The organism is Plantactinospora sp. GCM10030261 (assembly GCF_042666615.1).
GTDB lineage: Bacteria > Actinomycetota > Actinomycetes > Mycobacteriales > Micromonosporaceae > KBS50.
The window spans coordinates 176,719-197,155 of the sequence record NZ_JBHTDD010000006.1; the positions used below are offsets into that span (position 1 = coordinate 176,719).

The window sequence follows — 20,437 nt, forward strand, 5'->3', positions numbered from 1 at the left end:
TCCCCCTCCCTCCCCCACGTCCGCGTCGATCTAGGGCAGATGGTCGTGAATAGAGATCGATTCACGACCATCTGCCCTAGATCGGCGCGGTAGGGCGGGTCGGGGCGGGGTGGGGGGTCAGCCTGCGAATTCTCGGCGGACCTTCTGCAGCTGCACGATCACCGACCAGGTGACCTCGTCCATCGGCCGGCTGCCGTTCACCGTCACGAGGCGCTCGCGCCGCTGGTAGTAGTCGAGCAGCGGCATGGTGTGCTCCTCGTACACCTCGAGCCGGTGTTTGATGACGTCCTCGGTGTCGTCGGTGCGTCCGGACTCCTGCCCACGGGCCACCAGCCGACGGATCAGCTCCTCGCGGGGCACGTCGAGAAAGAGGGCGACCTGCACCGACGCGCCGATGTCCCGAGCCACCAGGTAGGCCACCTCGGCCTGCTCGACGGTGCGCGGGAAGCCGTCCAGCACGTAGCCGCCGTTGCGGGCCGCCGCCTCCACCGGCTTGCGCAGCACGTCCATCACGATGCCGTCGGAGACCAGGTCACCACGGCGCATCGTGTCGCGCACCGACCGACCGATCGAGGTCTCCTCGGCGATGTGCCGGCGCAGCAGGTCACCGCTGGAGATGTGCGGGATGCCGAAGTGCTCCGCGATCCGGACGGCCTGGGTGCCCTTGCCCGCACCCGGAGCCCCGATGAGCAGCAACCGCATTCCGTCCCCTCCCGTACGCCGACGCCCCGAGGGTAGACGCTCCCCGTTGAGCTGCGGAGGAAGGGCCCCTTCTTGTCGCATCCCGCACAGGGAGGCACCGTCCCACATCGATCGGCGGCCAGCGGCAGCGCCGCGGGCCGCCGTGCCGGGCACCCGGCCGTCACCGGGACGGGCGGCGCCGGGATGGGCCCAACGCCCCGAGCCAGCCGGGACGTTGGGCCCGGACGGGACGGGGCGACGGCATCTGTCGCGGCTCCTCCGCCCGCGCTGCACTGGAGGTGGAAGGTGGAAGGAGTGAGGACCATGACGTATCTGATCGTCGCGGGCGTCGACGGTTCCGAGGGCGGCCGGCGGGCGCTGGCCTGGGCGGTCCGCGAGGCGGCCAGCCGGGGCGGCACCGTGCAGGCCGTGGCCGCCTGGCGCTGGGACGGCATCGAGACCGATTTCGTGGCGGTGCCCAATGCGGCCGAGGAGAAGCGGCGCACCACCGCGATGCTCGCGCAGGAGATCAGCCAGGTGACCCGCGGCAACCCGCCGGTGCCGGTGGCGGCCGAGGTCGTCGAGGGTCGCCCCGCGGACGTGCTGTCCGCGGCCGGCCGCGGCGCGGACCTGCTGGTGCTCGGCAGCCACGGACACAGCCGGATCCGGCACACCGTGCTCGGATCGGTAAGCGAGGAGTGCGTACGCAAGGCCAGTTGCCCGGTCGTGGTGATCCCGGTGCCCGCGCCCGAGCCGGCCGAGCCGGCCGAGCCGGTGCTCCGTGCCTGATGCCGGCGCCGGGCCGGGGTGCGAGCCCCGGCCCGGCCGGTGTCACCCGAGATCGTCCAGGGCGCGGGTGAACCGGTAGGCGTGCCGGGCCTCGTCGCTGGCGAGTTCGTCGAAGAGCCGGGCGGCCCACCGGTCGCCGACCTCCTCGGCCTGGTCGCGGTAGCCCGGGTAGGTCACCGTCGCCTCTTCCCGCTCGCCCGCTATGGCGGTACGCAGGTTCTCGTCCGTGGACTGGACCAGTCCGGCCAGGGCCGCCTCCTCGGCGAAGTGCTCGTTGAGTTCCTGGCTCGCCGCGTTGGCGAAGAGTTCCGCCACCCGATGCTCGCCGGTGCGCCAGGCGTGTGCGGCGTACAGGCGGTACTTCGCCGAGGCGAGCGCCTCGCCGTGCATCGCGTCGTACAGGTTGGCCAGGGTCTGTCCCGTGCATTGCGCTGGTCCGGCCGGGATCGGCGTGGTCGGCACCCGCTCGCCGACCGGGAAGTTCTGGTCGGCGTCCGGGTCCGTCAGTGCGGTCCGGGCGGCCTCGTACCAGGCGGCGTGCCGGGTCTCGTCCTCGGCGATCTCGGTGAACAGATCGGCTGCCGCGTCGCAGCCGTCCTGCTCCGCCTGCCGGGCGTACTCCGGGTACATCACGGTCGCCTCGTACTGCTCGCCCTCGATGGCGTCGGTCAGGTTGTCCACGTTGCTCCCGACGAAGCGGATGAGTCGGGCGATTTCGGCGAAGTGCTCGCCCCGTTCCTGCCGGGCGGTGCGCCGGAAGAGCCAGGCCACCCGCTCCTCCCCCGCGCGTTCCGCCTCGTCGGCGTACGCGCGGTAGGCCGCGTACGCGTAGGCCTCACCGTGCATCGCCGCGAGGGCGTTCTCGCGGGTGGACGGATCGACCTCGGCCGGCGGTCGGCCCCGCCCGCTGTCGTCCGTCGGGTCCGCGTACGCGGCGCCGGCGGGCAGGGTCGTCGTGAGAACGGCGGCCAGCACAACCCCGATCGCTCGTTGTCCACGCATCGGGGACTCCTTTCCTGAATTCTATTCCCCATATTGCGCCATATTGCGGCATTCGACCGGACGCTACGCTTCGCGGTGGTGGGCGGCGACGGCTCGATCGGGGATGACAACGGGCAACGCCGCTAATTCCGACTTGTCGGACTGTTCCCTGGTCGACGCTCGTCCGTAGGCCGTGACCCGGAGGCCGTCGCCGCCGTCGCCGCTTCGCGGAGCCGGCGTACCAGTGCGCAGCACCGCCAGCAACGCCACGACGGCGGTCGATGGTGCCACGAGCCATCGCGGATCCCGGCGGCGGTGCGCGCCGCGAGCCGATCGCGGACCCGATACGATCATCGCGCCGCGACGGCCGTGGCACGGGTCGCACGGTGCGCGGTGACAAACGGTCGCACACGACGGACCGGGAGCGGGCGGAATGGGCATGCGTCGACGGCAGGCACTGATCACCCTGGGCGGCTCGCTGGCGACCCTCGGCGGGTGCGCCGCCGTAGCCGACTCCGCCGGCCCGAGCCCGACGTCCAACGCCATGGAACCCCAGGTCGACATCATCCTCGACCGGCGTACCCGGGCCCTGGTCGACGGCGACGAGGATGCCTGGCTGTCCGCCGTGGACGCCAGCAATCCGGCGCTTGTGGCGCGCGACCGGATCACCTTCGCCAACCTGCGACAGTTGAAACCGGCGATCGCGCGATACCGGCGGCTCGCGACTCCACCCACCGCCGCCTCCCCTGGCCGGTACGCGAGTTCGTTGCCGAGAACCTCGGCGACGTACGAGGTGGAGCTGGCCATCCAACTGCCCGAGGTGGACAGCGCACCCGCCGCGGTCCGGCTCCGGTACGTCTTCGGCCGGGTCGACGACACGGTCACCCTGGTCGACGTCGCCCGGCCGGTCGGCGCCGACCCCACGGAGGACCAGCCGTGGGACTCCGTACCGCTGCGGATCCACCGACGGGCCGGCGTGCTGCTCGCCGCCCAGTCCGGCGTCACCGGCGTGGACGCGTTGCTGACCGCCGCCACCCGGGCCGCCCGGGAGGTACGCCGGGCCTGGGTCGGGAATCCGGCCTCGGAGGCGTTCGCCATCTTCGTCGCCGCCGACCGCGCCGCCTATCGGTCCTGGTACGGCGGGCTCGCGCCGTCCTGGTCCGACGGGATCACGGTGCCCGCCCCGCGGGCCGACGGCGACACGCCGGACGGTCGGTTCGCCGGCGTTCGGGTCGCCGTCCGGGCCGAACCCGCCGGGGGCTCGGCCTACAACGCGATCAAGCGGCAGCTCGGGTACGCCCTCTCGGTGGCGATGCTGTCCGCCGATCCCGAGCTACGGGCCCTGCCCGGACCGGCGGGCGAGACGCTTAACGCTCCACTGTGGGCTGTGGAGGGATTCGCGGCGTACCTCGTCGCGCGCGACTCGGCCAGCGCGCGGCAACGGCTCCGTACCGATCTGCGGGCCGCCCGCCGGGCCACGGACCAGGAACCGGCGCTGCCCGCGAACACCGGCTTCTACGCCGACGGTGCCCGCGAGGCCAACGCCGCCCTCGGGTGCAGCGTGTACGAGTTCGTCGCCGAGCGGCACGGCCACGACCGGGCGGTGGCGTTGCACCTGGCCGCCATCACCCGGCGTACCCCCGATCCACAGCCACCGGCGGCGGCGCTGACCGCCGCGCTGACGGCGGCCGGCCTGATCGACGACCCCGCGGCCACGGCCTTCGCGGCGCAGTGGCGGCGGTACGTACAACGGGCCTGACGTGCACCGGTAGGGTCTGCGGGAAGCCGATCGAGAGGACAACCGATGACCAAGCCCATGGTGGAACCGATCGCGGGCGACCCGCCGGCCGACCTGTTGGTCGAGGACATCACCGTCGGCGACGGCCCGACCGCCGAGCCGGGTCAGCTCGCCACCGTGCACTACGTCGGCGTCGCGCACTCGGACGGCGCGGAGTTCGACGCCTCCTGGAACCGCGGCTCGCCGTTCACCTTCCCGCTCGGCGGCGGTCAGGTGATCTCGGGGTGGGACCGGGGCGTCGTCGGGATGAGGGTCGGCGGGCGCCGCCGGCTGGTCATCCCGCCACACCTGGGGTACGGCGACCGGGGCGCCGGTGGCGCGATCAAGCCCGGCGAGACGCTGATCTTCGTGGTGGACCTGCTCGGCGTCCAGTAACCACCCGTCTCGCCGTACGCCGGGCCTGAGCCTCGGCGACCGGCCGGTCGGCCCACTGGGGGCTGACCGGCCGGCCGCTCGACTTCGGCTCACGGCAGCCTGTGCATCCTCACGTTGCCGGCCCACACCGGAAGTGAGTCGGTCATCACCAGGGCGGTGTCCTGTTCGGTGGGTGACCGGGTGTCGTCCCAGGGCACCCACCGGTAGAGGTTCACCGGCGACTGGATCGCCGAACCGGGCTCCGCGACGTGCGGGATGACCCATTGGACGGCGAGCCCCCACCACTGGCTGTTGTCTCCCCACACGCACGGCGTGGTGATCACGAGGCCGCTGCTGTGCTTCAGGCAGTAGTTGTTGCGGACATTCTTGTACTGGTAGTACCGGTGACCACCCGGACCGATGTAGCTGTCCGTCGAGCGGACCCACTGGTTCGAGGCCGCCGCGGTCGCCGGGGTGCCGTCGACGTATGGCAGGCCCTCGAACAAGCCGCCGGGTTCGATGATGTTCAACCAGGTCGTCGGCGAATAGTTGCTGGACAGGGAGCCGAAGAAGATGGTGAACGGGGTGGTCTCGAAGGCGCTGGTGCCGGCCGCGACCCGGGTCGGGGGCGTCGACTCGGCGGCCGGCTCGGCGGTGGCCGGGCCGGCGAGGGCCAGCAGCAGCGCGCCGGCCAGGGCCGTCGCGGCGATCATGCGCCGCACCAGGGAGCCCTTTGTGATCGAATCCATCGAAGTTCCTCTCTGATTAGTGAGCGCCGGAAACCGGCACGACGACGAGCGTGCGGCCGGGACAGGCGACCGGACCAGCGGTTGGTGCCCCAACTGCCGCAATCTGCCGGTCCGGCAGCGCCGAAACACCGGGACCCCCGCGCCACGTTCGACGAGATTGAGCTGAATCCGACCGGAATGGCAACCAAGGGGCGGAAACTGCAACGCTGCGCGTTCTCGGGTTAATTCATCACTTCGTGGACTTCGTTCATCTTTCACCTTCATGTCCGAATGATCACCGTAACGTGAGCCTTCGGTGGCTGCGACATCCGGCAGCCCCTCCGCACCGTTCGGTGCGGCCGGGTCAGAAAGTGAAGGGCAGGGAGGTTAGATGTCCACGTTCCGAGGAAGCGAAGGCGAACCCGGTCAACGTGCGGTACGGCCGACGAGGCGACGACCTCGGTGGGTGGTCACGGGAGGAATCGTGGCCGGAAGCCTGGTGGTGGGTGCCGCCGGACTCGCCGGGGTGGCCTCGGCCGCCGGGTTGTCCGCACCGGACCTGGGCCGGCTGTCCGCGCTCATGAGCAGCGACGGCGGGAGCCCGGCACCGGACGGGAAGGCTCCGCACGGCGAGCGGCCCGGCGACAAAGGCCCGCACGGCGAGCGGCCCGACGGTGGGAAGGGGCCGGGACACGACGGCGACCCGGACCGGGCGATCCCGGTGCCGTGCGACGCGGCCGACCTGGTCGCCGCGCTCGTCAAGGCCAACGCCGAGGGTGGTGCGCACCTGCGGCTCGCGCCGAAGTGCACGTACACGCTCAAGCGGTCGGAGACCAGCGGCGAGAAGCGCGATCCGATCGTGGTCGGCAAGCTCAGCGACCGGACGGGTCTTCCGGTCATCTACCAGCCGGTCACCATCCACGGTGAGGGCGCGACGATCGCCCGGGACAAGCGCGCCAAGGAGGAGTTCCGGTTCTTCACCGTCCGCAACGGCGGTGAACTGGTGCTGAAGGACGTCACCCTGGAGAACGGGACGGCCGGCGTCGGCGGAGCCATCCACACCGAACACGGCGCCAACGCGGTCGTCGAGCGGGTGACGGTCACGCACAGCACCGCGCGGGACCCCGATCTAGGCGGCGGGGCCATCTTCAACGACGGCCACATGGTGGTCAAGGACAGCAAGTTCGTCGAGAACCAGGCGACCGGCCACAACGGCCGGGGTGGCGGCATCCTCAACGGTGGGGTGTTCACGCTGGACCAGGGCCGGTTCATGGACAACCGGGCCCGCGGGTACGGCGGCGGGCTGGCCAACTACCAGGGCGCGGCCGACGTCAGCAACAGCACGTTCGCCAACAACCGCGCCCGGCAGGGTGGCGGGCTGGCCAGCTTCGCCGCGCGGACCAAGGTCTGGGACACCAAGATCGTCGGCAACAGCGCGACAATCGGTGGCGGTGCCGCGAACGGGGACGCGACGTTGACCATGCGCGGCATGACGATCCAGCACAACACCGCGTCCGTCGACGGTGGCGGCGTCTCGGCCTCCCAGGGGCTGCTCACCCTCGACGACAGTGCCGTCGAGGACAACAGGGCACACGGTGACGGCGGTGGCGTCTACGCCGTGAAGACGAACCTGCTGGTTCGGGACACCTCGGTGAGCGGGAACCAGGCCGTGGTGACCCGGTCGCAGGGTGGCGGCATCGCGGTGGGACAGGGACAACTAGCCCTGTTCAAGAGCGAGGTGGTCGACAACAGGTCGGAGCGGAAGCCGGGCGGCGTCTTCGTCAAGTACGCCCGGGCCACGGTCGACGGCCAGACCGAGATCAAGAACAACGATCCGACCAACTGCCTCGGCAGCCCGACGTCGGTGCCGAACTGCTTCGGCTGAGTCTGCTGATCCGCGAATCCGGTTCCGGCGCCGAGGCGCCGGAACCGGATACGCCGGTCCGGCTACCCCGCCAGCAGGGCGATGAGGTCACCGCCGGTCAGGATGCCGACCGGTCGTCCGTCGTCGTCCACCATGGCCACCGCGTCCACCCCGGCCGTACGCATCAACCGGGCGGCGTCCAACACCCGCGCGTACCGGTCCAGTGTCGCCGGTTCCAGGTCGAGCACGGTGCCGGCGGCCCGCCGGGACAGCACCGTCGGGTCGTACGCCCAGGCGGCGGCGATTGTCCGGTCGGCCAGCACGCCGAGGCAGCGACCCGCCCGATCGACCACCACGAGGTGGCGGCAACCGGCCTGGAGCATCCGGCGCAGCGCCTCCCCCAGCGCCAGATCGGCGGGGATGGTGCGCACCGGGGCACTCATCACCTCGATCACCGGCTGGTCCGCGACCGGCGCCCGGCGGTCCGCGGCTGGCGTCGGGGCCGGTCCGGGCCGGGATGCCCGCGGATCGACAGTTGGCATGGTGGACCTCCGTTCCCGCGGGACCGCCGTGATCGTTCCGGCCCGCCACCTGGTCGCCCTCCCGCCCTCAGCATCGAGGCGCCGAGGCCCGCACGACCAGGGCCGGAAGGCCCCTGGACCGGCCCGTCCGACCCCTCGGGAGCGCGGCTGGTCGTGGCGCGAAGGAGAGCCGATTCGGCGGGCCGGGGTGACAATGGGCGGATGACTCGAACCCGGGCGCCCCGGCTCATCCGGCCCGTGGCGGCTCCGGCCAGCGTCCCGCCGCCGTTGCGGGGCGTGTGGGCGGCCACCGACACCCGGCTCGACGCGCCGCTGCTGTTCCCGCTGCCCTCCGGCAACGGACCCGAGGACGTCCTCGTGCTGCCGGATGGTGCGGTGGTCAGCGGGGGTGACGACGGGCGGCTGTGGCGCTGGCCGGCCGGCGCCCCGCCGCGTACCCGGCCGGAGTTGCTGGCGGACACCGGCGGCCGTCCGCTCGGGATCGAGCTGCACCCCGACGGTGCGTTGATCGTCTGCGACGCCGAGCGTGGCCTCTTACGGGTCACCCCGGACGGCGCGGTCAAGGAGTTGACCGGCGTGGCCGGGGGGCGGCCGGTGAATCTGTGCAACAACGCGGCGATCAGCCGCGACGGCGCCGTATTCTTCACCGACAGCTCCGCCCGGTTCCGGCTGCCGGCCTGGAAGCGGGACATGCTGGAGTACCGGCCGAACGGTCGGCTGCTGTGCTTCGCCGGTGGGCGGACCGAGGTGGTCGTGGATCGGCTCTACTTTCCCAACGGCGTCGCGCTCACGCCGGACGAGTCGGCCCTGCTGGTCGCCGAGACCAGCACGCACCGGCTGCTGCGGATCCCGCTGTCGACCGCCGAGCCGACCGTGGTCGCCGACCTGCCGGCGTACCCGGACAACGTGACCGCGCTCGGGGACGGGACCTTCTGGGTGGGGTTGCCCAGCCCGCGCCTGCCGGTGGCGGAACGCCTGCTGCCGCATCCCCGGTTGCGCCAGGCGGCGGACCTGCTGCCGGCGGCGCTGCAACCGCACCCGCGGCGGTACGGGCTGGCCGCTCTGGTCGACGCCGACGGGACCGTCCGCCGGACGCTGCACGGGCCCACCGGGTCGTACCAGATGATCACCAGCGTCCGGCAGCACGGAGACCGGCTGTGGCTGGGCAGCCTGGTGGAGCCGGCGCTGGCCGCCGTGCCGGCGTAGCGGTCAGCGTGCCAGCGTAGCGGGTCAGCCGCCGGGTGCGGCGGACGGTTCGGGCGGGGCGGGTGATTCACCGGCGCCCGGCGACTCTCCGGGGTTCGCGGAGTCGGCGGGACCGGGCGAGCCGGTGGCGCCGGGCGAGGCGGAGCCGGTCGGCGCGCCGCCGACCGGCGGCGGCGACATGGCCTGCGGTTTCAGGTCGGCCGGTACGGGCAGCGCGCTGCCCTTGGCGAACTCCTCCCAGCTTTCGTTCCACGCGGTCCAGCCGTTGCCCTCGTCGAGTTGCACCTCGGTACCGCGCACCCGGACGAGATCGCCGACGTGGGTGGTTCGCATCAGCCAGTTGGCCGCCGAGTTGGAGACGTTGGCGCAGCCGTGCGAGACGTTTGTGTAGCCCTGGTCCCCCTCCGACCAGGGTGCGGCGTGCAGGAACTCGCCGCCCCACGTGTAGCGCTGGGCGTCGTCGACGTCGACGACGTACCCGCCGTTCGGCTCGCCCCGGGTGTCGAACGTGGTCCGCTCGTGCTTCTCCATGATCACCATGTCGCCGCTGGAGGACGGGGTGCTCGGCTTGCCGAGGCTGACCGGGATCTTCCTGATCAACTGGTCGTCCCGGAACACGAAGATCTGCTTGGTCTTGTTGTCGATGTCCAGCCGGACCGCGTGCGGCGCGACGCTCGCGGTGGCGGTGTGTTCCGTGTCGCCGAAGCCGCCCTTGCCCATCGGCAGCCCGGCGGTGGCGGCCCGCACGGTCAGCTTGGTGCCCGGTTTCCACGGGTCGGGGGCCCGGTAGTAGACCTGCGTGCCGTCGTCGAGCCAGGACCAGGTGCCCGGCTGCGGCGGGTCGGTGGTGACGAACAGCCGTTTCTGTACGGCGGCCCGGTGTTCCTTCGGCACGCCCGGGTCGAACGCGACGGTGACCGGCATGTTCACCCCGTACGTCTGGCCGCTCTTGACATACATGACCGTCTGGGTAAAGTTGTCCGGCTTGGACATGGTGGTGAACCGGGCGGTCTGGGTGGTCTGCTGCCCCGCGTCGTTGACCGCGGTCACCTGCGCGGTGTAGGCCCGCTTGTAGTCGAGCGGCCGGTTCGGCAACCAGGACGAACCGTCGGGCCGCATCGCCCCGTCGAGCCGGGTGCCCTTGTCGTCGGTGACCACGACCTCGGTCACTTTGCCGTTGCTCACCGTCGGCACCACCTCGGCGCTGATCGGCACGTTCGCGGCGTTGGCCGCCGGCGCGATGGCGACGGCGGCCGGCGACGGCGGCGCCGCGCCGGCCTTCCCGGCGCCATCGTCACCGGTGCAGCCGGCCAGCGTCAGTGGGCCGCAGGCAACGCCCGCCAGGGCCAGCCCCACCCGATGTCTCGGCTTCATCGCCCCCCCCAAACTTGTCAACGAGTAGTCACATTCTGTAATGGTGACGCCAGCGCGAGTGCCCAATTTCGGCGAGCCCATCCGGGCGGATTCCCTTTCCGTGCCGTGGAATTGGTGCAGGACCCGTCACACCAGAACGGGCGACCACAAGTCGCACGATCACGCTGAGTCAGGACGAGCCGAACCAGGACGGCAGGGCCCGGCCTATCGGACGCGGGTCGTCCCTGCTGCTCGGGTCACCGGTGCCGACGTCCGCTGTGCGCGCGTCGTCCGTCACACCGGACGGCGGCCGCCGCGCTGGCGGCCGGTGGAGGGTGGAGGATCATAGGAACCGGTCCAGGCACGCACGGCGGAGGCAGGAGTACGGATGCAGACCCGCACCGATCTCATCGAGGACCTCATGGCACGGTTCCCGCACATCCCGCGGGAGGCCGTCATCAAGGAGGATCTGCTGCGCGGCGGCGTGGCGTTCGACGACTCCGCGCTCACCGACAACGAGAACGGCGAGGTCAAGCCGAAGTCGTACTTCATCTTCTCGTTCGATCACCGCACGCTGCCGGAGTTGGGCAGCGCGGCGCTGCGCCGCCCACCGGAGGAGATCGTGCTCACCGGCGGGCCGTACGACCTGCGCCGTACGGTCGTGTCGGTCCGGGTCAACCCGGACTCGCCGTACCGGGTGACCGACGGCGGCGACGGGATGCTGCGGCTGTTCCTGGACGGCCGGCCCATCGGTGACGTGGGACTGCCGCCGATGCCGGAGTACTACCGGCACACGCTGAGCAACGGCAAGTCGGTGATGGAGGTGGCGCCCACCATCCAGTGGGGTTACCTGATCTACCTGACCGTGTTCCGGGTCTGCCAGTACTTCGGCGCCAAGGAAGAGTGCCAGTACTGCGACATCAACCACAACTGGCGCCAGCACAAGGCCGCCGGCCGCCCGTACACCGGGGTGAAGCCGGTGGACGAGGTGCTGGAGGCCATGGAGATCATCAACCGGTACGACACGTCGGGCGCCTCGCGGGCGTACACGCTGACCGGTGGCAGCGTCACGTCGAAGGTCGACGGGCTGGCGGAGGCCGACTTCTACGGCCGGTACGCCAAGGCGATCGAGGAGCGCTTCCCGGGCCGGTGGATCGGCAAGGTGGTGGCCCAGGCGCTGCCCCGGGCCGACGTGCAGCGGTTCCACGACTACGGCATCCGGATCTACCACCCCAACTACGAGGTGTGGGACAAGCGGCTGTTCGAGCTGTACTGCCCCGGCAAGGAACGCTACGTCGGCCGCGAGGAGTGGCATCGCCGGATCCTCGACTCGGCGGAGGTGTTCGGTCCGCGCAACGTGATCCCGAACTTCGTGGCCGGGGTCGAAATGGCCGAGCCGTTCGGCTTCCGGACCGTGGACGAGGCGATCGCCTCGACCGGGGAGGGACTGGAGTACTTCATGTCGCGCGGGATCACCCCGCGGTTCACCACCTGGTGCCCGGAGCCGACCACCCCGTTGGGCCGGACGAACCCGCATGGCGCGCCGCTGGAGTACCACATCCGGCTGCTGGAGATCTACCGGGCGACGATGGAGCGGCACGGGCTGAGCAGCCCGCCCGGATACGGCCCGCCCGGCCCCGGCAACGCGGTGTTCTCGGTCAGTTCCTTCATGGACACCCTGCCCGCGCGCACCGACCCGGCCGCCGTCCCCACCCCCTCCTAGCCCCTCGGTGTTGATCAAGAGCTGTGCGTCACCGGAAGCGGCTTCCGCTGACGCACCGCTCTTGATCAACGCGGAAGGGCTCTCGGAGGCTCTTTACAACGTTGTGTACAACGATGTAAGAACGACTCCAACGCATGGCCCCTCCGGACGGAGTCTCATGGGTACACGACGCAGCGCCGCCATCGTCGCCGGTCTGACCGGGTTGGTCCTCTCGGCCGGTACGCCGGCCGTGGCGGCCCCCGACGACGCCGCGACGGCCACCGCCGACACCGCGACAGCCACCGCCGACACCGTGACGGCCACCGCCGACACCGCGACAGCCACCGCCGACACCGCGACAGCCACCGCCCGAACCGCCTACCAGAACCCGATCTCCGCGGACGTCGCGGACACCTTCGCCGACCCCGTCATCGTCCGCGGCCAGGACGGCTGGTGGTACGCCTACGGCACCACCGACCCGCTCCGCGAGGGCGAGCGGACGATGCACCGGATACCCATCGCCCGCTCCGCCGACCTCACCGACTGGACGTACGTCGGGGACGCCTTCGCGCCCGACCAGCGTCCCTCGTACGCGACCGCCACCGCCGGCTTCTGGGCTCCCGACGTGCGTTATGTGGGCGGTCGCTGGGTCATGTACATGACCGTCACCGACACCACCGTCTCCGACGACACCTTCGACACCGCGATCGGCGTGGCGACCGCCCCCTCCCCCGCCGGCCCGTGGACGTTCGCCGACGAACCGGTGGTCGCCCCCCGGCCCAGCCCCGGCGGCGGCTACCTGTGGACGATCGACCCCGCCCACATCACCGCCGCGGACGGGCGCGACCACCTCTACTTCGGCAGCTACAACGGCGGCATCTCGGTGACCGAACTGTCCGACGACGGGCTGCGCGCCACCGGTGACGCCACGCTCGTGGCCATCGACAACAAGTTCGAGGGCGCCCACGTGATCCGCCGGGACGGCTGGTACTACCTGTTCGCCTCGTCGGCGAACTGCTGCGCCGGACCGGCCACCGGCTACTCCGTCTCCGTCGGCCGGTCCCGCGACCCGCGCGGGCCGTTCGTCGACCGCGACGGCGTACGCCTCGACGTGTCCCGGGCCGGCGGCACGCCGGTGGTGGCGCAGAACGGCAACAGGTGGATCGGAGTCGGCCACAACGGCTGGCTCACCGACCTGTCCGGCCAGGACTGGCTGGTGTACCACGGGATCGACCGCTCCGACCCGTACCTCGACGAGCCGTTCGGCATCAACGAGCGGCCGATGCTGCTCGACCGGCTGGACTGGATCGACGGCTGGCCCACCGTCCGCGCCGGTGCCGGTCCGTCCGAGGGACCGACCGCCGCGCCGGTGACCACCGGTGCGGTCGCCGACGGGTTCGCCGACCCGGGCCTGGCCGGTTGGCGGGTACGCGACGGCGGCTGGCGGGTGGTGGGCACCGGCGACGGCGGGCGGCTCGCCGGCACCGGCACCCTGGCCAGCCGGGCCAAGGCCCCGAAGGACGTGCGGCTCACCGCCGACGTGCGGCTCACCGGCGCCGGTACGGCCGGTGTCGGCATCGCCGACCGATCAGGCCGGCCGATCAGCGTCTCCGTCGACGCGACGGCTCGCACCCTCACCGCCACGGCCGGTCGCGGGCCCAACCGGGTCACCGAGTCGGCGCCGTTGCCCGCGACCGTCGACCCGACCGAATGGCACCGGCTGGCGGTCGAGATCCGGGGCAAGCGGCTCACCGCCGAACTGACCCCGGCCGGCCTGGGCGACCAGGTGGCCGCCCTCGCGCTCCCGCTGCCGGTGCCGGCCGGTGGTCCGGTGCTGGTCACCGCCGCCGGTGCGCCGGCCGAGGTGGACAACGTGACCGCGGCGGCGCTGTACCGACCGGTTACCCGGGCGGTGCCCACGCCGACCGTCGGGGCACGCCTGCGGGCGTACTCCGACGAGTTCGTCGGGACGGCGCCGGCGGCCGGCTGGACCTGGGTCCGCCCGGACCCGGCGGTGACGGTCCGCGACGGGGCGCTGAACTGGCCGGTGCAGGGCACCGACCTGGTCGGCACCGGCAACACCGCCAGTGTGCTGCTGCGGGACGCGCCGACGGGCGACTACGTGGTGGAGACCAAGGTGCGGCTGGACCTGGGCACCGACACGGTGCGCAACTACCAGCAGGCCGGGCTTGTCGCGTACGTCGACGACGACCGGTTCGCCCGGCTGAGTCACGTGGCGATCTGGAACACCCGGCAGGTGGAGTACGGCTACGAGGTCCCGTTCGCCGACGGCCTGGCGTACGGGGGCAACATCGTCGGCCCGCCGGACACCACGACCTGGCTGCGGTTGGCGCACCGGGTGGACCCGGCTACCGGCGAGCACGAGTTCCGCGCGGGTTCCAGCCCGGACGGCCGCACCTGGACCTGGGGCGGGGTGTGGACCTTCCCGGCCGACACCACCCCCCGGATCGGACTGGTCGCGCACGGCGGCGCCGAGCCGCCGGTCACGGCCGCGTTCGACTACTTCCGGGTGCACCGCGGCCGATGACGCGCACCGCCGCTGGACACGACTGATTCCGCCATCCCGTTGATCATGAGGTTGGCAGGCGTACTGGATCGAACCGCCTGCCAACCTCATGATGACCAGCGGGGACGTGCGAATCCCCCGCCTGGACCCCGTCCAGGAACCGCCGCCACGCGTCGGCGCCCACGGTGATGCGTGGACCGGCCGGATCCTTGGAATCCCGGATCAGCACACCGCTGTGGTGCTGACGCACTTCGACGCAGTTGGCGCCGGGACCGCAGCGGGAACTCTTGACCCACGTACGCGCGAACGGTCCGTCGCCTGCTCTGCCTTGTGTCATCGACCCTCCCCGGCTCCGGCTTCGTCAACGTGGTCAGCGCCGTCCCCGCTAGGCTCATCGATGGACGCCGCCTTGGCTTCGTACTGCTCGCTCACCTCGGCGAGGAGGCGCTCCGAGCCGGGCGGATCGAGCGCCATCGCGGCCACCCGGTCGAACACCTGGTTCGACTGCTCCACCTCGTGTGGCCGTTCGAGGTGCACCTCACCGAAGATGTCGTAGGCGTTGACCACGCTGGGCATGCTGTCGTCCGGGAAGTCGAGGATCGTGAAGGTGGTCTCCAGACCCGCGTGCGCCCCAGCCGCCAATGGCACGATCTGGATCGTTATCTCGGGCGTTCTGCCCAGCTCGATCATCCGGCGTAGCTGGTCGGCCATCGTCCTGGCGCCACCGATGGGGCGGTGCAGCGCCACCTCGTCCAGCAGGAAATGCATCGTCGGCAGCGGCTCCCTGGCGAAGAACAGCTGCTGTCGCCGCATCCGGGCGTCCGTCAGCCGGCCGACCACCAGCGGATCCACCGGCGAGAAGTACCCGGCGGTCAGCGCGTAGGCGTACTCCTCGGTCTGCAGGAGCCCGTTGACGACCTGGGACTTGTAGTCGCGGATGGCGCTGGCCGCCGCCTCGTGACCGATGTACCGGACGTAGGAGTCGGACAGGTCGTACGCCTCCCACCACCCGGGCTCCCGGCTCGCCTTGGCGAGCGCCATCAGCTCCTCGCGTCGGTCCTCGGGGACGCCGTACAGATTGCAGAGATCGCGCACGTCGCGCGGGTTCGCGGGCCGCTGGGCGTTCTCGAGTCGACTGATCTTTGTGGTCGAGCAGTACAGGTTCTCGGCCACCTCGTCGAGGTTCAGACCCGCCCGCTGGCGGTACTCCCGCAATACGGCGGCGAGCCGGCGTCGCTTGAGCAGGGGATTCCCATCGTCCGGCATATCACGCCTCCCGCGGCGACACGGCGTCGCATGTTCAAGGCCCATGGAACAATGGCCATTTGCCGTTACCTTTTGGCACTTGCCATGGACTGAGGAATCCATAATGGCATTTGCCGGCGGACCCTGGCCAGAGGCGCGTTGCCCAGGGCAGCTTCCATCGGAACCCGACCGGGGGCGCTTTACCACGAGCCAAGTCGATCAGGAACGCCTCGTCCGCGCCCCTTGAAGCGGCCCTGAACAGGACGGACGACCACCCGCACACGGCGGGATGGCCGGTGGACGAGCGCTGGGCAAGGGCCCCGTGTCGGTTGTCTGACAGCAAGACGCACGGAGCGATTGCCAGGGGAAACCGATCCCGGCGGAGGTTTCCATCGGGGAGTTGTCAATTCGGTGAAGCGGCTCGGCCTCGCTTGTTACCGAATTAGGGGACCCGTACGCTGGGGCCAGCGCGAGATCTAGCCCGGACGATAGCGCTTCAACGCAAAGCTGGACCGGTGTTGCAGCACCGATCCAGCGGAGCAAATACCACCGGATCGCACTGCCAGGCACCAACCGGAAGGCAATTGCCACATGGAGACTACCACGGGCAAGCAAGTCGCCACCCCGAGGCGCATCGGCGGGATTCGGCTGATGGCCGCCGCCGCCCTGGTCGCCGCCTTCGTCGCGGTGCCCGCGCTGCACCTGATGCCGCTAACCGAGTTCGCCGAGGTGATCGGGGCGCTGTACATCATGGCGGAACTGGTCCGCCACGTCATCGCCGCGCCGGCGACGCCTCCGTGGCGGTCGCGAGGGCTGGCGCGGAGACGGGACTCCACCCTGCCGACCGGGCCTGGGTCCACGGCCGGCGACTAGCGAGGGAGCACGGGCGGCGATGAACGGCCACCCACCGGCGGCCCCGTCCGTGCTGTCCCGCAGGGGGTGTGGGGCAGAACGGACGGGGTGCTCAGAGGTTCGCGATCATGATCGCCGGCGACTCGATGCAGTCGGCCACGTGGCGCAGGAAGCCGCCGGCCACCCCGCCGTCGCAGACCCGGTGATCGAACGTGAGGCTGATCTCGGCGACCTTGCGCACCGCGAGCGCCCCGTCCACCACCCACGGCTTGTCGACGATCCGGCCGATCCCGAGCAGCGCCGCCTCGGGATGGTTGATGATCGGCGTGGAACCGTCCACCCCGAACACGCCGTAATTGTTGAGGGTGAAGGTCCCGCCGGTGAGCTGGGCCGGCGGCAGTGTGCCCGCGCGGGCCTGCCCGGTGGTCTTCCGCAGAATCTCGCTGAGCTGGCCGGTGTCCAGCAGGTGAGCGTCAGCCACCACCGGCACCAGCAGACCCCGGTCGGTCTGCGCGGCGATGCCCAGGTGCACCCGAGAAGACTGGACGATCTCCCCGCGCTCGCTGTCCACCCGGGCATTGAGCTGCGGGTAGTGCCGGAGTCCGTTGACGCAGATGCGGGCCAGCAGGGCGAGCACGCTTACCGGTCGGTCCGGCCGGGCGGCGTTGATCGCCGCGCGGGTCTCCAGCAGCCCGGTGGCGTCCACGTCGACCCAGATGGTGACCTCGGGGATCTCCCGCCGGCTGCGGGACAACTTGTCCGCGATCGCCTTGCGCACCCCGCGCAGCGGGATGACGATCTCGTCCGGCGCGCGGTAAACGTCGGCGTCGCTGGCCTGGTCGGCGGGGTCTGGCACGATCGCCAGCGGCGGGGCGCCGTCGACCGGCACCGCGGCCAGCGGCCGGCCGGTGCCGGCGAGCGCGTCGAGGTCGGCGCGGCGGATCATCCCGCCGGGGCCGGTGCCCCGTACCGCCGCCAGGTCGACGCCGCGGTCCCGGGCCAACCGGCGGACCAGCGGTGAGATCACCAGTGGCGCGTCGCCGCCGGACGGTTGGGTCCCGAGAGACGCAGGTACCTCGGCGGTATGGTGATGACTCTGCGGTACATCGGTCGCGACGGTGGATGCCTCCGGCGGCCCGACATGCCGGCCGGGGTCGGTCGCTCCGGCCCGGCGACGCCGCCGGGCACCGGAGCCGTGCCCGGTGCCGTACCCGACCAGCACGTTGCCGGAGCCGGCGCGCTCCTCCTCGCGGTAGACCGCGTGCCCGGCCGGCTCCGCGCCGTCCGACTCGCTGGCGCCGTCCGCCGCCGGCGCCACGGGGGCGGTCGGCTCCGCGTCCAGCGGCGCGATGGTGATCAGTGGTTGGCCAACCGGCCGCGCCTCACCGGGCGCGCCGTGCAGGGCCACCACCCGTCCCGCGTACGGGCACGGCACGTCCACGACAGCCTTGGCGGTCTCGACCTCGACCACCGCCTGGTCCACCTCGACGACGTCGCCGACCGCGACCCGCCACTCGACGATCTCCGCCTCGGTGAGCCCCTCCCCCAGATCGGGAAGGTTGAACACCCGCGTCGCAACCAACCCGGCGGCGCTCATGCGGCACCAGCCAGCCAGCGGGTGTCCGGTTGGTCGTCCCACTGCAACCGGGCCACCGCGTCCAGCACCCGATCGACACCGGGCAGATGCAGGTGCTCCAGCTTCGGCGCCGGGTACGGGATGTCCAGCCCGCTGACCCGCAGCACCGGGGCGTGCAGCGAGTGGAAGCAGCGCTCCTGGATCCGGGCGGCCACCTCGGCGCCCACCCCGGCGAAGCCCTGGGCCTCCTGGACCACCACGCACCGGCCGGTGCGCCGCACCGAGGCGACCACCGTCTCGTCGTCGAACGGCACGATGGTCCGCAGGTCCACGACCTCCAGATCCCAGCCCTCGTCACGGGCGGCCTCGGCGGCCTCCAGCGCCACCGGCACCGCCGGGCCGTACGCGACGAGGGTCGCGTCGGTGCCTGGGCGCCGGACGGCGGCCCGGCCGAACGGCTCGGTGCGCGCCGGCAGCTCCGCTTCGGCGCTGGCGAAGTACAGCTTCTTCGGCTCCATGAAGACCACCGGGTCGTCGTCCGCGATGGCCTCCCGCAGCAGCGAGTACGCGTCGGCCACGGTCGCCGGGGTGACCACCTTGAGGCCGGGGGTGTGCGCGTAGTACGCCTCGCTGGAGTCGCAGTGGTGCTCCACACCGCCGATCCCGCCGGCGTACGGCACCCGGATCACGATCGGCGCGGCCAGCTTGCCCCGGGTCCGGTTGCGCAGCTTGGCCACGTGCGAGGTGATCTGCTCGAATGCCGGGTAGGCGAACGCGTCGAACTGCATCTCCACCACCGGCCGCATGCCGGACATCGCCATGCCGACCGCGAAGCCCACGATGCCGGCCTCGGCGAGCGGCGTGTCGAAGCACCGCTTGTCCCCGAACTGCTTGAGCAGCCCGTCGGTGATCCGGAAGACGCCGCCGAGCTGGCCGACGTCCTCGCCGAACATCACCACCCGCTCGTCGTCGGCCATCGCGTCGCGCAGCGCGGCGTTCAGGGCCTTGGCCATGGTGACCGGCGCCATCAGGAGTCCCCCTCGTCCTCGGCCGCGGCCAGCTCGGCCCGGACCTGGTCCCGCTGCTCGGCGAGCTGCGGCGTCGGCGTGGCGTACACGTGGGAGAACAGCGACATCGGATCGACCTCGGGCTCGGCGTTCATCCGCTCCCGCAGGCCGGCGGCGTACGTCTCGGCCTCCTCGTTGATCGCGGCGACGGCGGCGTCGTCGATGGCGCCCTCGGCACGCAGGTACGCCTCCAGCCGGGCGATCGGGTCCCGGCTCAGCCACGCCTGCACCTCGGCACCGTCGCGGTAGCGGCTGGCGTCGTCGGCGTTGGTGTGCGGCTCCACCCGGTAGGTGTGCGCCTCGACGAGGAACGGGCCGTTGCCGGCGCGGGCGTGCTCGACGGCCCGGTTCAGCACCGCCAGCACGGCGACCGGGTCGTTGCCGTCGACCTGTTCGCTGGCGATGCCGTAGCCGATGCCCTTGTACGCCAGCGACGGCGCGGCGGTCTGCCGGGACAGCGGGACGCTTATCGCGTACCGGTTGTTCTGCACGAGGAAGACGACGGGCGCCTTGAACACGGCGGCGAAGTTGACCCCCTCGTGGAAGTCGCCCTCGCTGGTGGCGCCGTCGCCGATGTAGACCATGGCGACGGTGTCGCGGCCCTGATGGGCCTCGCCGTAGGCGACGCCGGCGGCGTGCACCGTCTGGGTCGCGAGGGGGGTGCACTGCGGGGCGGTCCGCAGCGCGGCCGGGTCGTAGCCGCAGTGCCAGTCCCCACGAAGCAGGGTGAGCACCTCGACCGGGTCGATGCCGCGGGAGACCAGCGCCATCGACTCGCGGTAGGTCGGGAACACCCAGTCGCTGTCCCGGACCGCCATCACCCCGCCGACCTGGCAGGCCTCCTGGCCCCGGGCGGACGGATACACGGCGAGCCGGCCCTGCTTGGTAAGCGCCGTGGACTGGGCGTCGAACCGGCGGCCGACGACCATCCGGCGGTACATCTCGCGAAGCGTCTCGACCGGCGGCTCGGCATAGTCGGCGGCCACCCGGTGACCGGTCTCGTCGAGCATCCGGATCGGCTCGGGGCTGGGCAGCAGCGGGTTGACCGGGTCGGGGGTGACCCCCGGTACGGCCGGCCGGCTGACCTGTGGGGTGGCGGTCACGGCGGGCACCTCCTGGACGGTAATTAGCCTATGCTCATGGCTGGCGGACTTATGTTCAAGATCCGCGAC

The 20,437-nt window shown here is 71.6% G+C and carries 18 protein-coding genes; 8 read left to right on the top strand and 10 right to left on the bottom strand.

Features of this window, described 5'->3' with window-relative positions:
* Positions 1-117: 117 nt before the first annotated feature.
* Entirely contained in the window at positions 118-702 is a 585-nt protein-coding gene (locus ACFQUZ_RS10075; protein ID WP_377440515.1) for an adenylate kinase, read from the bottom strand.
* Between the two features lie 303 nt (positions 703-1,005).
* Here ACFQUZ_RS10075 and ACFQUZ_RS10080 point away from each other — a divergent pair, with 303 nt between their 5' ends.
* The gene (locus ACFQUZ_RS10080; protein WP_377440517.1) at positions 1,006-1,470 is read left to right on the top strand and encodes a universal stress protein; all 465 of its coding nucleotides are present in this window, start codon (positions 1,006-1,008) and stop codon (positions 1,468-1,470) included.
* A gap of 42 nt (positions 1,471-1,512) precedes the next feature.
* Here ACFQUZ_RS10080 and ACFQUZ_RS10085 read toward each other — a convergent pair whose 3' ends face one another.
* Positions 1,513-2,472, bottom strand: coding sequence for a ferritin family protein (locus ACFQUZ_RS10085; protein WP_377440519.1), 960 nt, complete (start codon positions 2,470-2,472; stop codon positions 1,513-1,515).
* Between the two features lie 418 nt (positions 2,473-2,890).
* Here ACFQUZ_RS10085 and ACFQUZ_RS10090 point away from each other — a divergent pair, with 418 nt between their 5' ends.
* Together ACFQUZ_RS10090 and ACFQUZ_RS10095 are read left to right on the top strand one after the other, a co-directional pair.
* A complete protein-coding gene (locus tag ACFQUZ_RS10090; protein WP_377440521.1) occupies positions 2,891-4,210 on the top strand; it encodes a hypothetical protein in 1,320 nt (439 codons plus the stop codon).
* A gap of 45 nt (positions 4,211-4,255) precedes the next feature.
* Positions 4,256-4,624 carry an FKBP-type peptidyl-prolyl cis-trans isomerase gene (locus ACFQUZ_RS10095; protein ID WP_377440523.1) on the top strand — a complete coding sequence of 123 codons (369 nt, stop codon included), beginning with the start codon at positions 4,256-4,258 and terminating at the stop codon, positions 4,622-4,624.
* A gap of 89 nt (positions 4,625-4,713) precedes the next feature.
* On the opposite strand, the gene ACFQUZ_RS10100 is transcribed toward ACFQUZ_RS10095, so the two are convergent.
* Positions 4,714-5,352 (bottom strand): hypothetical protein, encoded by a 639-nt coding sequence (locus ACFQUZ_RS10100; protein ID WP_377440525.1) that lies wholly within the window; start codon positions 5,350-5,352, stop codon positions 4,714-4,716.
* A gap of 370 nt (positions 5,353-5,722) precedes the next feature.
* On the opposite strand from ACFQUZ_RS10100, the gene ACFQUZ_RS10105 reads away from it, so the two are divergent.
* On the top strand, positions 5,723-7,216 hold the full coding sequence (locus ACFQUZ_RS10105; RefSeq protein WP_377440527.1) for a hypothetical protein: 1,494 nt from the start codon (positions 5,723-5,725) through the stop codon (positions 7,214-7,216).
* Positions 7,217-7,278: 62 nt separating this feature from the next.
* On the opposite strand, the gene ACFQUZ_RS10110 is transcribed toward ACFQUZ_RS10105, so the two are convergent.
* The gene (locus ACFQUZ_RS10110; RefSeq protein WP_377440528.1) at positions 7,279-7,737 is read right to left on the bottom strand and encodes an HPP family protein; all 459 of its coding nucleotides are present in this window, start codon (positions 7,735-7,737) and stop codon (positions 7,279-7,281) included.
* Positions 7,738-7,938: 201 nt separating this feature from the next.
* Between ACFQUZ_RS10110 and ACFQUZ_RS10115 the strand changes: the two genes are divergently transcribed.
* Positions 7,939-8,943 carry an SMP-30/gluconolactonase/LRE family protein gene (locus ACFQUZ_RS10115; protein ID WP_377440530.1) on the top strand — a complete coding sequence of 335 codons (1,005 nt, stop codon included), beginning with the start codon at positions 7,939-7,941 and terminating at the stop codon, positions 8,941-8,943.
* A gap of 24 nt (positions 8,944-8,967) precedes the next feature.
* Here ACFQUZ_RS10115 and ACFQUZ_RS10120 read toward each other — a convergent pair whose 3' ends face one another.
* Positions 8,968-10,317, bottom strand: a complete 1,350-nt coding sequence (locus ACFQUZ_RS10120; protein WP_377440532.1) for an Ig-like domain-containing protein — start codon at positions 10,315-10,317, stop codon at positions 8,968-8,970.
* Positions 10,318-10,684: 367 nt separating this feature from the next.
* On the opposite strand from ACFQUZ_RS10120, the gene ACFQUZ_RS10125 reads away from it, so the two are divergent.
* Together ACFQUZ_RS10125 and ACFQUZ_RS10130 are read left to right on the top strand one after the other, a co-directional pair.
* Positions 10,685-12,019, top strand: coding sequence for a radical SAM protein (locus ACFQUZ_RS10125; protein ID WP_377440534.1), 1,335 nt, complete (start codon positions 10,685-10,687; stop codon positions 12,017-12,019).
* Between the two features lie 157 nt (positions 12,020-12,176).
* Positions 12,177-14,546 (top strand): family 43 glycosylhydrolase, encoded by a 2,370-nt coding sequence (locus ACFQUZ_RS10130; RefSeq protein ID WP_377440536.1) that lies wholly within the window; start codon positions 12,177-12,179, stop codon positions 14,544-14,546.
* A 43-nt stretch (positions 14,547-14,589) separates the two neighbouring features.
* Here the strand turns inward: ACFQUZ_RS10130 and ACFQUZ_RS10135 are convergent, their stop codons facing one another.
* Both ACFQUZ_RS10135 and ACFQUZ_RS10140 read right to left on the bottom strand, forming a co-directional pair.
* On the bottom strand, positions 14,590-14,862 hold the full coding sequence (locus tag ACFQUZ_RS10135) for a DUF397 domain-containing protein (RefSeq protein WP_377440538.1): 273 nt from the start codon (positions 14,860-14,862) through the stop codon (positions 14,590-14,592).
* Positions 14,859-15,791 (bottom strand): helix-turn-helix domain-containing protein, encoded by a 933-nt coding sequence (locus ACFQUZ_RS10140; protein WP_377440540.1) that lies wholly within the window; start codon positions 15,789-15,791, stop codon positions 14,859-14,861. The genes ACFQUZ_RS10135 and ACFQUZ_RS10140 overlap by 4 nt, the downstream gene beginning before the upstream one ends.
* 570 nt (positions 15,792-16,361) lie before the next feature.
* On the opposite strand from ACFQUZ_RS10140, the gene ACFQUZ_RS10145 reads away from it, so the two are divergent.
* Positions 16,362-16,643 carry a hypothetical protein gene (locus ACFQUZ_RS10145; RefSeq protein WP_377440542.1) on the top strand — a complete coding sequence of 94 codons (282 nt, stop codon included), beginning with the start codon at positions 16,362-16,364 and terminating at the stop codon, positions 16,641-16,643.
* Positions 16,644-16,734: 91 nt separating this feature from the next.
* Here ACFQUZ_RS10145 and ACFQUZ_RS10150 read toward each other — a convergent pair whose 3' ends face one another.
* Genes ACFQUZ_RS10150 through pdhA form a run of 3 tightly spaced genes read right to left on the bottom strand, consistent with a single transcriptional unit; the run spans position 16,735 to position 20,368 of the window.
* Complete coding sequence (locus ACFQUZ_RS10150; RefSeq protein ID WP_377440544.1) at positions 16,735-18,219, bottom strand: dihydrolipoamide acetyltransferase family protein; 1,485 nt, start codon at positions 18,217-18,219, stop codon at positions 16,735-16,737.
* The gene (locus tag ACFQUZ_RS10155) at positions 18,216-19,226 is read right to left on the bottom strand and encodes an alpha-ketoacid dehydrogenase subunit beta (RefSeq protein ID WP_377440546.1); all 1,011 of its coding nucleotides are present in this window, start codon (positions 19,224-19,226) and stop codon (positions 18,216-18,218) included. The genes ACFQUZ_RS10150 and ACFQUZ_RS10155 overlap by 4 nt, the downstream gene beginning before the upstream one ends.
* Positions 19,226-20,368, bottom strand: a complete 1,143-nt coding sequence (pdhA, locus tag ACFQUZ_RS10160; protein ID WP_377440714.1) for a pyruvate dehydrogenase (acetyl-transferring) E1 component subunit alpha — start codon at positions 20,366-20,368, stop codon at positions 19,226-19,228. The genes ACFQUZ_RS10155 and pdhA overlap by 1 nt, the downstream gene beginning before the upstream one ends.
* Positions 20,369-20,437: the final 69 nt, after the last annotated feature.